This window comes from Comamonas sp. wu1-DMT (genome assembly GCF_040187805.1).
GTDB classification, from domain to species: Bacteria; Pseudomonadota; Gammaproteobacteria; order Burkholderiales; family Burkholderiaceae_C; genus Comamonas; species Comamonas thiooxydans.
Genome location: NZ_JBANEM010000002.1, coordinates 290,777 through 304,646, shown reverse-complemented (window position 1 = coordinate 304,646; position 13,870 = coordinate 290,777). Strand labels below are relative to the sequence as shown.

The window sequence follows — 13,870 nt, the reverse complement described above, 5'->3', positions numbered from 1 at the left end:
GGGTGTTTTATTGCTTTGCCTCTATTGAAAATGGCATTTTGTTGAACAATATCCCTCAAGGGGCCTTGATCCCCGCCTCTGCCAGACGCCGGGCATAGGCGGCCAGAATGATGCGTTCGGAATGCACCAGATAGGCACTGAGCTCCTGTGCCGCCTCCGCGGGCCTGCCGGCTTCGAAGATCTGCAGAATCTTCAGGTTCATGCTCACATAAGGTGCATGCAGAAAATGCGGGTCGCGCAGCAGGCCGAAGGCCAGGCGCAGCTCCGCCAGCAGATGCGAGAACATCTCGTTGAGGCGTTCGCTGTCGGCCAGGGCCACGATGGCTTTGTGAAACGCCATATTGGCTGTGCCCACCTCGGACCAGTCCTCGGCCTCGCTGTGCCGCTGGCCGCTTTCCACGGCCTCGCGCATCCGCGTCAGCGCCGGGTGCATGGGGTAAGCCTGTGCAAGGGCCTGACACTCGATCATGCGCCGCACGCGATAGATGTCGATGATGGACGCCATGCTGGGCACGGCCACCGATACGCCCTTGTTGGGCTCGTGCACCAGCAGACCTTCCTTGGTCAGCATGCGGAACACCTCGCGCAAGGTGTTGCGCGAAATATCCAGCGCTTCGCTGAGTGCCGCTTCGGACAGTCGCTGGCCCGGGCTCAGCACGCCCTTGACCAGCTGGCTGCGTATTTCTTCGGCGATGCGTTCGGTCAGGTTCTGGACCTCTGCTGCGACTTTCATGGCGTTCCCTTTTGGCTGTCGCCAGAGTGTAGCCATCGTTCTGTTGACTCAGAGAAGTCCCAAAGAGTGGTGCAACCTAGGGTTTGCTCTATTACAAAGTCTATTTGTTCTGCAAACAATTTCATTTGTGGAATCAATCTAAATGGATTGTTCAACAATATGAGGAATGAAGCAGGTCTGAAGCAGAGCTGCCCGGCCTTCCTCAAAAGAGCTGGGCGGGGTTGCCGATAGCGTTCCCGTCTTTGGTAGAGCCCGCCGCGCAGCGGATCAGGGCGTGATTTCCGGAGGCTTCCATGCCTGTAGACGTAAACCTGTGGCCGCTGATCGGCGTGCTCATCATCATTGCCGGCTTCGCGCTGCGCTTTAATCCCATGCTGGTGGTCATCGTGACCGCCATCGGCACAGCCTTTGCGGCGGGCTTTCCGCTGGACAAGGTTCTGGCCGCCATCGGGACCGGCTTCATCAAGACCCGCAATCTGCCGCTCATCATCTTGCTGCCGCTGGCCGTGATCGGCCTGCTGGAGCGCCATGGCCTGCGTCAGCATGCGCAGAACTGGATCAGCTCCATCAAGTCGGCCACAGCCGGCCGTCTGCTGATCGTCTACCTGGCAGCGCGTCAGCTCACGGCAGCCATCGGCCTGACCAGCCTTGGCGGGCATCCCCAGATGGTGCGTCCGCTGCTGGCTCCCATGGCCGAAGGCGCGACGGAAAACCGCTACGGCAAGCTGTCGGGCAAGGTGCGCGAGAAGCTGCGCGCCATGTCGGCTGCCACGGACAACGTGGGCCTGTTCTTTGGTGAAGACATCTTTGTGGCCTTCGGCGCGATCGTGCTGATGACCACCTTCCTCAAGGAGGCCGGCATCGAGGTCGAGCCGATTCATGTCGCGCTGTGGGGCATTCCCACGGCCATCTCGGCATTTGCCATCCATGCCTTCCGCCTGCATCGCCTGGACAAGCAGCTGGCGCGTGAAATTGCTGCGGAAAAGAAAGTTGCCCAGGGAGAGTCGGCATGACCATCACCATTCAATACCTGTACTACCTCGTCGGCCTGGTGCTGGCGGTGACGGCCTTGATGACGCTGCGCGATGGCAGCAACCCGCGCCGTTTCTCGGCTGGCCTGTTCTGGGCGCTGTATGCGCTGGTGTTCCTCGTCGGTGATCTGCTGCCGCCCGTATGGGTGGGAGCGGTCGCGGTCGTCATGGCCCTGATTGCCGGCTTCGGCGGCGTGATGGGCGGCAAGCACCAGCCGCGCACCGATGCGCAGTACCTGGAAAGCGCCAAGCGCCTGGGCAACAAGCTGTTCGTGCCGGCGCTGGCCATCCCGCTGATCACCATGGTGGGCACGCTGTCGGCCAAGCATCTGGTCTTTGGCGGCACTCCCCTGATCGACCCCAAGAACAGCACGCTGGTCAGTCTGGGCATAGGCTGCGTGATCGCGCTGGTGCTGGCCTGCAAGATGACACGCGAGACCCCGGTGCAGGGCCTGCGCGAGTCGCACCGCCTGATCGACGCACTGGGCTGGGCCCTGGTGCTGCCGCAGATGCTGGGCATGCTGGGTCTGGTGTTCTCGGATGCCGGCGTGGGCAAGGCAGTGGCCTATGTGACCACCACCTACATCAACATGGATGTGCGCTTTGTGGCCGTGGCCGTGTACGTGATCGGCATGGCGCTGTTCACGGTCATCATGGGCAATGGCTTTGCGGCCTTTCCGGTGATGACGGGCGGTGTGGGCGTGCCCGTGCTGGTTGGCGTCTACCATGGTGACCCGGCCGTGATGGCTGCGGTCGGCATGTTGTCGGGCTACTGCGGCACCTTGCTCACACCCATGGCGGCCAACTTCAACCTGGTGCCCGCAGCACTGCTGGAAATTGACAAAAATGCCGTCATCCGTGCGCAGGTTCCCACGGCCATCACGCTGCTGATCGTCAATGTGTTCCTGCTCAACTTCCTGATGTTCCGTTAAGAGAGAGTTGCCATGACTGAGGCTGCCCACCGAATCCTGCTGACCGGCTTCGAGCCCTTCGACAAAGACAGCGTCAACCCCTCGTGGGAAGTGGCGCGCGCGCTGGACGGCGAGCTGATTGCTGATGGCGTGGTGCATGCCGTGCAACTGCCCTGCGTGTTCGGCGCGGCCATGGTTGCGCTCGACGAGGCGCTGGCCAGGCTGCAGCCCACGTTGATCATCAGCCTCGGACTGGCCGGCGGGCGCAGCGAAATCACGCCCGAGCGCGTGGCCATCAATATCGACGATGCCCGCATTCCGGACAACGCGGGCCATCAGCCCGTCGATCAGTCCGTGGTGCGCGACGCGCCCGCGGCCTACTTCTCGACCCTGCCCATCAAGGCCATGGTGCGCCATCTGCGCGATGTGGGCATTCCGGCTTCGGTATCGAACACGGCGGGCACTTTTGTCTGCAACCATGTGTTCTATGCCCTGATGCACAGGCTGTCTCGCCGTGCGGGCCCCGGCGTGCGCGGCGGCTTTATTCACATACCTGCGCTGCCGCAGCAGGCGGCGCGCCAGCCAGGCATGGCCAGCATGGCGCTGGACACACAGATCCAGGGCATACGTACAGCCATTCATACGGCCATGACGGTGCAGCAGGATTTGCTGGAACACGCAGGTCAGCTGCATTGATGTCGACCGGGAGACGAATGATGAAAATGGATTTGAACAGCGATCTGGGCGAGAGCTTTGGCGCCTGGCGCATGGGCGACGATGCGGCCATGCTGGACATCGTCAGCAGCGCCAATGTGGCCTGCGGCTTTCATGCCGGCGACCCGGCCGGGATGCTGACCACGCTCAGGGCTGCCAAGGCGCGCGGCGTGGTCGTAGGTGCGCATGTGGCCTACCGCGACCTGTCGGGTTTCGGGCGTCGCAACATGGATGTGGCCAGCGGCGATCTGGTGGCCGACGTGATCTACCAGATCGGCGCTCTGCAAGGCCTGGCGCAGGCGGCCGGCACCAGCGTCCAATATGTCAAGCCGCACGGCGCGCTCTACAACACCATTGCCCAGGACAAGCGCCAGGCCATGGATGTGATCAATGCCATCAAGGCCATCAATCCCAAGCTGGTGCTGATGGCTCTGGCAGGTGCGCCCCTGATAGCCTGGGCCCGCGATGCGGGCCTCTGTGTGGTGGCCGAGGCCTTTGCCGATCGCGGATATACGCCCGACGGCGCCCTGGTCTCGCGCCGCGAGCCCGGAGCCGTGCTGCACGACGAAAACCTGATCGCCCAGCGCATGCTGACCCTGGTGCGTGAGGGCGTGATCGAGGCCGTGGACGGCAGCCTGGTGCGCGTGGAGGCCGACTCCATCTGTGTGCACGGCGACAGTCCCGGTGCTGTGGCCATTGCGCGCAACATCCGCCAGCGTTTCGAGCAGGAGGGCGTGCAGATCACCTCTTTTGTGGAAACAGCACCATGAGTTCCATGCGCTTTTTGCCCGTCAACCGCCAGGCCATTCTGGTGGAGCTGGCCGACCTGCAGCAGACGCTGGTGCTGCTGGGTGCCTTGCAGACCCAGCCCATAGAGGGCGTGCAGGAGCTGGTGCCTGCCGCGCGCACCATTCTTGTCCAGTTCGCGCCTCATATCATCGGCGCGGCGCAACTGGTAAGACGCATTGCCGACTGCGATCTCAGCGGCAGCGTGCAGCGCTCGGATGTGCTGGTGCAGATTCCCGTGCGCTATGACGGCGAAGATCTGGCCGAGGTTGCGCAGATACTGGGCATCACAGCCGAGGAAGTGGTTAGCCGCCACACCGGCAGCGAATGGTCGGTGGCCTTCACCGGCTTTGCGCCGGGCTTTGCCTATCTGAGCGGCGGGGATCCCATCTTCAACGTGCCACGCCGTGCCACGCCGCGAACCAAGGTTCCGGCCGGTGCGGTGGCGCTGGCCGGCAGCTTCAGCGCGGTCTATCCACAGGCCAGCCCCGGCGGCTGGCAGATCATTGGCGTCACCGATGCTGCCATGTGGGATCTGGCGCGCGATCTGCCGGCCTTGCTGCAGCCCGGCTACCGCGTGCAGTTTGTCGATGCTGCTACTCAAAAAGTAGCTTCTGGCGATTTCTCTGATTCGATTTCAGATGGAAAAGTATCTGAGATCAAGAGCAAACAGGCGCAAGCAGCTACGAGTTTCAATGGCTGCGCCTTGCGTGTGCGCGCCACGGGTCTGCTCACGCTGTTCCAGGACAGGGGGCGCCACGGCCAGGCCGGGCAGGGTGTTTCGGCCTCCGGAGCCATGGATCAGGCCGCGTTCAAGACGGCCAACCGGCTGGTCGGCAATGCCAGCCAATTGCCGGTGCTGGAGACGGTAGGCGGCGGCTTGTCCCTGCAAAGCGTGGGCGAAACCGTGGTGGCCGTGACCGGTGCAGAGGCGCCTCTTTGCATCACCACGGTCGATGGACGCCGCTGGTCTGCGCCACGCCATGCCGCGATTGCGCTGGCCGATGGCGACACGCTGAGCCTTGCCCAACCCGTCGCCGGTGCCCGCTGCTATGTGGCGGTGCGCGGCGGCTATGAGGTGGCGCCCGTGCTGGGCAGCGCTTCGACGGACACCCTGGCCCATGTCGGCCCGCCTGCTCTGCACAGTGGCCAGTTGCTGGCGGTGCAGCCGGCAGCCCATGCCGTGGTGGCCGAGCTGGCCCTGCCTGTGCAGGACCTGCCGGCCCCAGACGGCGAGGTGGTGCTGGATGTGGAGCTGGGTCCGCGCACCGACTGGTTCACGCCCGAGGCCGTGGCCTTGCTGGCCGCCCAGCGCTGGCTGGTCACGCCCCAGTCCAATCGCGTGGGCTTGCGCCTTGCCGGCGAGCAGGCGTTGACGCGCGCCGTGACCAGCGAGCTGCCCAGCGAAGGCACGCCGCTGGGGGCCATCCAGGTCCCCGCTAGCGGCCAGCCCGTACTGTTTCTGGCCGACCACCCCTTGACCGGTGGCTATCCCGTGATCGGTTGCGTAGCACCCCATCATCTGGACCTTGCGGGGCAGATTCCCGTAGGTGCCTGGATTCGTTTTAACCCTGTTCGTTCTTTTGAAGAACTCACACCCCCTTTGTGAGGACCTTCCATGATTACCAAAGTTCTGATTGCCAACCGTGGCGAAAACTGCTGCGCAGCAGCGGTTTCACCAGGTTGCCGGGCCTGCGCAGCAGGCAGCGGCGGTCTCGCATCCTTGTCTTGTGCTTCCTGAGGTGGCAACCATGATTAACAAAGTTCTGATTGCCAACCGTGGCGAGATCGCCGTGCGCATCGCGCGAGCCTGCGCCGACTATGGCGTGAAGTCCGTCGCCGTCTATGCCGATGCCGATATCGATGCTCTGCATGTGCGCCGCGCCGATGAAGCCTACGGCCTCGACGGCGACAAGCCCGCCGACACCTATCTGAACATCGCCAAGCTGATTGCGATCGCCAGGCGCTCGGGCGCCGACGCCGTCCATCCCGGCTATGGCTTTCTGTCCGAGAGCGAAGCCTTTGCCCAGGCCGTGCTGGATGCGGGTCTGATCTGGATCGGTCCGCGTCCCGACACCATTGCCAAGCTGGGCGACAAGGTCGAGGCGCGCAAGATTGCGCTGCAGGTCGGAGCGCCGCTGGTGGCTGGCACGCCGGATCCCGTCAAGGATGCCGACGAAGTGCTGGCCTTTGCCCAGCAGCATGGCCTGCCCATCATCATCAAGGCTGCTTTTGGTGGCGGTGGCCGTGGCATGAAGATCGCCTGGCGCATGGACGAAGTGGCCGAGCTGTATGCCTCTGCCGTGCGCGAGGCCGTGACGGCTTTCGGCCGTGGTGAATGCTTTGTGGAGCAGTTTCTCGACAAGCCGCGCCATATCGAAGCGCAGGTGATTGCCGACACGCATGGCAATGTGGTGGTGCTGGGCACGCGCGACTGTTCGCTGCAGCGCCGCAACCAGAAGCTGGTGGAAGAAGCGCCCGCACCCTTCATCACCGAGGCGCAGCGTGAACGCATTCACAGCGCAGCCAGAGCCATCTGTGCGCAGGCAGGCTATATCAGCGCCGGAACCGTGGAATTTCTGCTCAGCGGCAATGGCGCCATCTCCTTCCTCGAGGTCAATACCCGCTTGCAGGTCGAGCACACCGTGACCGAGGAAACCACGGGCATCGATCTGGTGCAGGAACAGCTGCGCGTGGCCGACGGCTTGCCGCTGTCTTTCACGCAGACTCCTGCACCACGGGCCCATTCCATCGAGTTCCGCATCAATGCCGAAGATGTGGGACGCGGCTTTCTGCCCACACCGGGTCTGATCACGCGCTTTGCCCCTCCTTCGGGGCCGGGCGTGCGACTCGATTCGGGCGTCGAAACCGGTTCGGTGATCCCCGGCACGTTCGACTCCATGATGGCCAAGCTCATCGTCACCGGGGCCACGCGTGAGCAGGCCCTGGCCCGCGCCCGACGTGCGCTGGCCGAGTTCCGCATCGAGGGCGTGGCTTCGGTGCTGCCTTTCCACAAGGCCGTGCTGAATCAGGCCGACTTTGTGGGGACTGCTGGTTTCAATGTCCACACCCGCTGGATCGAGACCGAGTTTGCCGAGCCGCTGGCAGCGGCTGCCCGCGCCGAACCTGTGGCCGATACCAGCCTGCTGCGCACCGCCATCGAGATCGACGGCCGCCGCGTGCAACTGGGCCTGCCCGCCATGCTGCTGCAAGGTCTGTCCGCGCCGACGACTGGCGTGTCTCAGTCCGTCACGCAGCAAAGCGTGGACCCTGAGGCGGTCATCTCGCCGATTGCCGGCAATCTGCATGCCTGGAAGGTCGCCGATGGCGACGAGGTCAAGGAAGGCGATGTGATCGCCGTGATGGAAGCCATGAAAATGGAAATGCAGGTCTCGGCCCACAAGAGCGGTCGTGTCACATTGGCCGCACAGGCAGGCTCTGCACAGACCTTGGGTGCCGTGATCGCGCATATCCGATAGGCATAGCCAGCCCCGTTCGAAGCGCGACCTCTGTGTCGCGCTTTGTTTTTCTAGCCTCGCTTCACGCAGCTCATGGCCATGGCCACCAGTGCGTCGAGAAACTCGGGTGAGCGGGCCTGCTGCGGCACATCGTGCACGGCACTGTGAATGATCTCGCGCAGGCCCTGGCCCAGCAGATAGGCAGCCAGTGGCAGGTTGTCGGTCTGTACCTGCGAGCCATGCATCTGCAGCAGTGGCAGCCAGGTGGTGTTGATGAATTCCTCCCGGCTGGCCTGCGGTGCATGCCACAGGCCCAGATGCAAGGCCGTGCGATAGCGCGTGTGGAAAGCATGGCTGAGCTGATGCAGCCGCTGCTCGACCCGGATCATGTTCGCAAAGACCTGGCGCAATATGGCTTCGAGCGACAGGCCCTGCAACTGCTCGCGCATCTGGAAAAGCTGCTCGGATTCCTGATCGAGCAGGCGTTCATACACTGCCGCAATCATGGATTCCTTGTTGGGAAAATATTGGTAGATGGAGCCCACGGCAGCACCCGATACTTCTGCAATGCGATTGACCGTGAGAGCGTCCTCGCCCTCTTTTTCGAGAAGACGCAAACAGGCTTCGGCAATGGCATCGACCAGCGCTCTGGAGCGTGCCTGCACAGGCTGTTTGCGCGGTTGCGGCAACTGGTCCTTGGGGCGTGGGGTGGCGGGCGCTTCCATGAAATGCAAGTCCTGTCTTCGGTTTATCTGTTGGCGCTGATTTTTTCTTTTTCCATCAATGACTTGCGACGTCTTTGATGGGGCTGGAATGCGAGTGGAAAAACGCACCTCCTCTGCCTAGACTTTGTACCAGGCAGCTCACCATCCTAGCGCTAAGGAGCGGCCCGACAGAGCCTGAGGCAGACGCTGTGAAGGAGACAGAAGCACTGCACTCGGGCAAGACATTGCATAGAGGAGAAAGCCCATGTCATCCCCCATCTCGGTTCGGATTCTCGGCCCGCGCATCGGTGCCGAAGTGCCGCAGCTGGACCTGGCAGACCCGTTGTCTGCGCAAACCTTGCAGGAGTTGGAAGCCGCCCTGCTCAGACATGAAGCACTGGTGCTGCATGTGCCCGATATGACGCCCGACCAGCATCTGGCGATTGCCCGGCATTTTGGCGAGGCCGAAGTCCATACCTTCTATCCCAATCTGGGCCAGGGCTATGAGCAGATCACAGTCATAGACTCCAAGCTCGGCGACCGCGCCGATATGTGGCACCACGACGAGAGCTTTCTGCCCAGTCCGCCCATCGTCACCATGACCCATGCGCGCATCCTGCCGCCCACGGGAGGCGATACCTGCTGGATCAGCATGACCAGTGCCTACGATGCGCTGTCGCCGCAGATGAAGCAGTACCTCGATGGTCTGAGTGCCTGGCATGACATGAACAGCCCCATGACGGCGGCGCTGCAGCATGGCATCTGCACGCATGAGCGCTATGTGGAAGTGGTCGCGCAAAACCGTCGCCAGTTGCACCCCATGGTGCGAGTGCATCCGCTCACGGGGCGCAAGGCGCTCTACGTCAGCCCCACCTATGTCACGCATATAGATGGTCTGCCACAGGCTGAAAGCCGTGCCATCCTGGCCTATCTGCATGCGCACTGCATGCAGGTGGAGTTCCTGTTCAAGCACCGCTGGGCGCTGGGCGATATGGTGATCTGGGACAACCGCAGCGTGGTGCACAACGCCATCATGGACTATGCGCCGCACCAGCGTCGCATGCACCGTGCGTCGGTGTTTGCACGCCAGGGCGTTGCCGCCCGGAAGCACAACGAACAGGAGGCAGCATGCGTCACGACGGACTGAACCGGGAGCTGCTGTCCAGATATGCGCCGCGTCCGGGCCGCAAGCCGCTGCTGCCAGCGCTCGGTGATCGCCAGCAGCTTGCGCTGCTGTGCCGCGTGCTCTCGCGCGAAGGCTATAACGACCATATCGCGGGCCACATCACGCTGCGCCTGGATGACGGCAGCTATCTTGCCAATCCCTGGGAGCTGACCTGGAGCGAGCTGACGGCCTCGGACATCCTGAGGCTGGATGCGCAAGGCCAGGTGATCGAGGGCGACTGGAACATCACTCCGGCCATCCGGCTGCACATGGACGTGCATGAAAAGCGCCACGATGTGCGCGTGGTCATCCACAACCATCCCGAATGGAGCTCGGTCTGGTCGGCCACGGGCAAGGTGCCGCCGGTGTATGACCAGACCTCGGCCCTGGTCGATACCGACCCCGTGGTCTATGACGAATACCGGGGTACGGTGGAGCAGCGCGAGCTGGGCAATGCCGTGGCCAACGCATTGGGCCAGAGCAAATGGGCGCTGCTGGCCAATCATGGTGCGCTGGTGGTGGGCGAGAGCATTCGACAGGCGCATCTGCGTGCCATCACGCTGGAGTGGCGCTGCCGCCTGGCCTGGCGGGTGCAGGCGCTCGGCGGCGGCACCCCCTTGAGCGATGCCGTGATCGAGGCGACCGGAGCGCGCACCGATCTCAACGGCTTTCCCTTCCTCTGGGAGGCCATGTGCCGCGAGGAAATCCGCCGAGATCCCCGCGTGCTGGACTAAGCCCGCTCTGGCTTCCCGCCCGCTGAGAGCGGGAAGCCAGGACTGCATCGATCTGCCGAAAGCTCTCTTATGTCCATTCATGAATCACCGCTCCCGCAGCGTCCCCGGCTGCTGCTGCACACGGCGCTGACGCCAGCCATGCGCGAAAGACTGCAGCTGCAGTTCGAGCTGCTTGACGCGGCTGCGCTTGATAGCTTCCGCAGCAGCTCGCTGTCCGGCCAGGTGCGCGCCATGCTGTGCAATGCGCAGTCCGTCATCGGCAGCGAGCAGTTGCTGCAGTGGCCTGCACTGGAGCTGATCGTGGTCATTGGCGTGGGCATGGACGGCATCGATCTCGACGCAGCAGAGCAGATGGGCATCAAGGTGCGCAACACGCCAGCTATCTCTGCCGAAGATATCGCCGATCACGCGCTGGCTTTGCTGCTGGCTGCCACGCGCGAGATTGTGCAGGCCCATGAGTTTGTGCGACACGGTCGCTGGCTGCGGGGACGGTATCCACCCACCTTGCGTTTTTCGGGGCAGCGCATGGGCATCGTCGGCCTGGGGCGCATCGGCCGTGCTGTGGCTAGGCGCTCGCAGGCCTTTGATATGTCGATTGCCTATACGGGGCGCGCTCCCAAGAACGATGTGCCGTACCGCTGGTGTGACAGTGTGCTGGAGCTGGCCGCAGATGTGGATTTTCTCGTGGTCTGCGCCAGCGGTGGTCCTGCAACCCGAGGGCTGATCGATGCCCGCGTGCTTCAGGCCCTGGGCCCGCAGGGCGTGCTGGTGAATGTGGGGCGTGGTTCCATCGTGGATGAACAGGCGCTTCGGCAGGCGTTGCAGGAACGCACGATTGCGGCTGCGGCGCTCGATGTGTTCGTGCATGAGCCGCAAGTGCCCGAAGCCTTGATGAATCTGCCCAATACGGTGCTGACGCCGCACATGGCAAGTTCCACACGGCAAGGCCTGCAGGCCATGCTTGCGCAGGCCGAGGCGTATCTGCTGCAGCACTTCGGACTGCCCGAAATCACAGATTGAACCGCCGCATGTTTGCACCCTTGCTGCAGAGGTTTTTGCCGGGGGCTTGACCTTTACATGATGTCAATCTCTACAGTTGCCTTCAACGTGAATGGAGAACGCGATGAATGCACTGACCAAAAGCGGAGCCTTTGAGCTGTCTGTGGAAGGAATGACCTGCGCTTCCTGCGTGGGCCGGGTGGAGCGGGCGCTCAAGAAAGTGCCCGGTGTGCAGGAGGCCGTGGTCAATCTGGCCACGGAGAAAGCCAGCCTCACCGTGGCCGATCCGGCGCAGGCTGCGGCCATCCTGCCGCAAGCCGTGGCGGCGATTGAAAAAGCAGGCTATGCGGTACCTGCGCAAAGCGTGGACTTGCAGGTGGGCGGCATGACCTGTGCGTCCTGTGTGGGCCGTGTGGAGCGTGCGCTCAAGAAAGTGCCCGGTGTCCAGAACGCCGTGGTGAATCTTGCGACCGAGCGTGCCAGCGTGCAACTGCAGGGCAGCGTGGATGTGAGCAGCTTGATTGCGGCGATCGAAAAGGCCGGCTATGGAGCGCAACCCGTGCTGCACGACGTTGCCGCCACTGGCGAGGACGCCACAGCCCAGCGCCAGGCGCAGGAGCGCGAGTCGCTCAAGCGCTCGCTGATCTTTGCGACCGTGTTCGCACTGCCTGTGTTTGTGCTGGAAATGGGCGGTCACATGGTGCCGGCCTTCCATCACTGGATTGCGGGCAGCATCGGCACGCAGAACAGCTGGTACATCCAGTTCGTGCTGACGGCCGTGGTACTGTTCGGGCCGGGTCGGCGCTTTTTCGAGAAAGGCGTGCCCGCCCTGCTGCGTGCTGCGCCCGATATGAATTCGCTGGTCGCGGTGGGCACCTCGGCGGCATTCGCTTATTCGGTAGTCGCGACCTTTGTGCCGCAATGGCTGCCCGCAGGCACGGTGAATGTGTACTTCGAAGCCGCGGCCGTCATCGTCGCGCTGATCCTGCTGGGCCGCTTTCTGGAGGCGCGTGCCAAGGGCAATACCTCGGAGGCCATTCGCCGCCTGGTGCAGTTGCAGGCCAAGACCGCGCGCGTGCGTCGCGAAGGCCTGGTGCAGGAAATCGATATCGCCCAGGTGCGTGCCGGCGATCTGATCGAAGTGCGTCCGGGCGAGCGCATTCCCGTCGATGGCGAGGTCATCGAAGGCCGCAGCTTTGTTGACGAATCCATGATCAGCGGCGAGCCCGTGCCGGTCGAGAAGGCCGAGGGCGCCGAAGTGGTGGGCGGCACCGTCAATCAGAACGGTGCGCTGGCATTCAGGGCCACCAAGGTGGGCGCCGATACGCTGCTGGCGCAGATCATCCGCATGGTGGAGCAGGCCCAGGGCAGCAAGCTGCCGATACAGGCCCTGGTGGACAAGATCACCATGTGGTTTGTGCCGGCCGTCATGGCGGCAGCCCTGCTGACTTTTGTGATCTGGCTGATCTGGGGTCCCGATCCCGCGCTGAGCTTTGCCCTGGTCAATGCCGTGGCCGTGCTCATCATCGCCTGCCCCTGCGCCATGGGGCTGGCCACGCCGACTTCCATCATGGTGGGCACCGGCCGTGCCGCACAAATGGGCGTGTTGCTGCGCAAGGGCGAGGCACTGCAGCAGCTCAAGGATGCCAGAGTGGTGGCGGTGGACAAGACCGGCACGCTGACCCGTGGCCGTCCCGAACTCACCGACCTGGTGCTGGCCGATGGTTTTGAGCGCGCTGCCGTGCTGGCGCAGGTGGCTGCCGTGGAAGACCGCAGCGAGCACCCGATTGCGCGCGCCATTGTCGATGCAGCCAAGGCTGAGGGGCTGGAGGTTCCGGCCATCAGCGACTTCGCATCGGTGACCGGTTTCGGCGTGCGTGCCGTGGTGCTGGGCGATCAGGTGGAGATCGGTGCAGACCGGTTCATGCGCGAACTCGGTCTGAGCGTTGACGGCTTTGCGGCCGAAGCCAAGCGCCTGGGCAGCGAAGGCAAGACGCCGCTGTATGCCGCCATCGGCGGCAAGGTGGCAGCCATGATTGCTGTGGCCGATCCCATCAAGCCCAGCACCAAGCCCGCGATCGATGCCTTGCACGCGCTGGGCCTGAAGGTGGCCATGATTACCGGCGACAACCGCCACACGGCCGAGGCGATCGCCAGGCAACTGGGCATTGACGAGGTGGTGGCAGAGGTCCTGCCAGGCGGCAAGGTCGAGAGCGTGAAGCGCCTCAAGGCCGAACATGGCACGCTGGCCTATGTGGGCGACGGCATCAACGACGCACCGGCCCTGGCCGAGGCCGATGTGGGCATTGCCATAGGCACGGGCACCGATATCGCCATCGAGGCGGCCGATGTGGTGTTGATGTCGGGCGACCTCTCGGGCGTGCCGAATGCGATCGCGCTGTCCAAGGCCACCATGAAGAACATTGGCGAGAACCTGTTCTGGGCCTTTGCCTACAACGTGGCGCTGATACCGGTGGCGGCAGGTCTGCTCTATCCGTTCAACGGCATGTTGCTGTCACCGGTGTTTGCGGCCGGAGCCATGGCACTGTCCAGCGTATTCGTGCTCTCCAACGCGCTGCGGCTCAAGCGCTTCAAACCGGCTCTCTGAAAAGAGGGCATGGGGTGGGCGCCGGAA

The 13,870-nt window shown here is 63.5% G+C and carries 12 protein-coding genes; 10 read left to right on the top strand and 2 right to left on the bottom strand.

Features of this window, described 5'->3' with window-relative positions:
• Positions 1–55: 55 nt before the first annotated feature.
• Entirely contained in the window at positions 56–733 is a 678-nt protein-coding gene (locus V8Z78_RS05490) for a GntR family transcriptional regulator (RefSeq protein WP_012836944.1), read from the bottom strand.
• A 293-nt stretch (positions 734–1,026) separates the two neighbouring features.
• Here V8Z78_RS05490 and V8Z78_RS05485 point away from each other — a divergent pair, with 293 nt between their 5' ends.
• From V8Z78_RS05485 to V8Z78_RS05460, 6 genes are all read left to right on the top strand, one after another.
• Positions 1,027–1,746 (top strand): DUF969 domain-containing protein, encoded by a 720-nt coding sequence (locus V8Z78_RS05485; RefSeq protein ID WP_034364184.1) that lies wholly within the window; start codon positions 1,027–1,029, stop codon positions 1,744–1,746.
• On the top strand, positions 1,743–2,696 hold the full coding sequence (locus V8Z78_RS05480; protein WP_003074320.1) for a DUF979 domain-containing protein: 954 nt from the start codon (positions 1,743–1,745) through the stop codon (positions 2,694–2,696). Before V8Z78_RS05485 ends, V8Z78_RS05480 begins: the two co-directional genes overlap by 4 nt.
• 12 nt (positions 2,697–2,708) lie before the next feature.
• Complete coding sequence (gene pcp / locus V8Z78_RS05475; protein ID WP_003061779.1) at positions 2,709–3,371, top strand: pyroglutamyl-peptidase I; 663 nt, start codon at positions 2,709–2,711, stop codon at positions 3,369–3,371.
• A 20-nt stretch (positions 3,372–3,391) separates the two neighbouring features.
• On the top strand, positions 3,392–4,159 hold the full coding sequence (locus V8Z78_RS05470; protein ID WP_003061781.1) for a LamB/YcsF family protein: 768 nt from the start codon (positions 3,392–3,394) through the stop codon (positions 4,157–4,159).
• A gap of 5 nt (positions 4,160–4,164) precedes the next feature.
• Positions 4,165–5,784 (top strand): 5-oxoprolinase subunit B/C family protein, encoded by a 1,620-nt coding sequence (locus V8Z78_RS05465; protein ID WP_349731073.1) that lies wholly within the window; start codon positions 4,165–4,167, stop codon positions 5,782–5,784.
• Between the two features lie 145 nt (positions 5,785–5,929).
• A complete protein-coding gene (locus tag V8Z78_RS05460) occupies positions 5,930–7,654 on the top strand; it encodes an acetyl/propionyl/methylcrotonyl-CoA carboxylase subunit alpha (protein ID WP_349731072.1) in 1,725 nt (574 codons plus the stop codon).
• Positions 7,655–7,704: 50 nt separating this feature from the next.
• Here the strand turns inward: V8Z78_RS05460 and V8Z78_RS05455 are convergent, their stop codons facing one another.
• Positions 7,705–8,358: a TetR/AcrR family transcriptional regulator gene (locus V8Z78_RS05455; protein WP_003061787.1), complete on the bottom strand. Its 654-nt coding sequence runs from the start codon at positions 8,356–8,358 to the stop codon at positions 7,705–7,707.
• Positions 8,359–8,602: 244 nt separating this feature from the next.
• Here V8Z78_RS05455 and V8Z78_RS05450 point away from each other — a divergent pair, with 244 nt between their 5' ends.
• The 4 genes from V8Z78_RS05450 to V8Z78_RS05435 all read left to right on the top strand — a co-directional run bounded on the left by V8Z78_RS05450 (position 8,603) and on the right by V8Z78_RS05435 (position 13,843).
• Complete coding sequence (locus V8Z78_RS05450; RefSeq protein WP_279087470.1) at positions 8,603–9,484, top strand: TauD/TfdA dioxygenase family protein; 882 nt, start codon at positions 8,603–8,605, stop codon at positions 9,482–9,484.
• Positions 9,466–10,236, top strand: a complete 771-nt coding sequence (locus V8Z78_RS05445) for a class II aldolase/adducin family protein (protein ID WP_034361290.1) — start codon at positions 9,466–9,468, stop codon at positions 10,234–10,236. The genes V8Z78_RS05450 and V8Z78_RS05445 overlap by 19 nt, the downstream gene beginning before the upstream one ends.
• Before the next feature lie 69 nt (positions 10,237–10,305).
• On the top strand, positions 10,306–11,256 hold the full coding sequence (locus V8Z78_RS05440) for a 2-hydroxyacid dehydrogenase (protein ID WP_349731038.1): 951 nt from the start codon (positions 10,306–10,308) through the stop codon (positions 11,254–11,256).
• A 103-nt stretch (positions 11,257–11,359) separates the two neighbouring features.
• Positions 11,360–13,843 (top strand): heavy metal translocating P-type ATPase, encoded by a 2,484-nt coding sequence (locus V8Z78_RS05435; RefSeq protein ID WP_349731037.1) that lies wholly within the window; start codon positions 11,360–11,362, stop codon positions 13,841–13,843.
• The last annotated feature ends 27 nt before the right edge of the window (positions 13,844–13,870 follow it).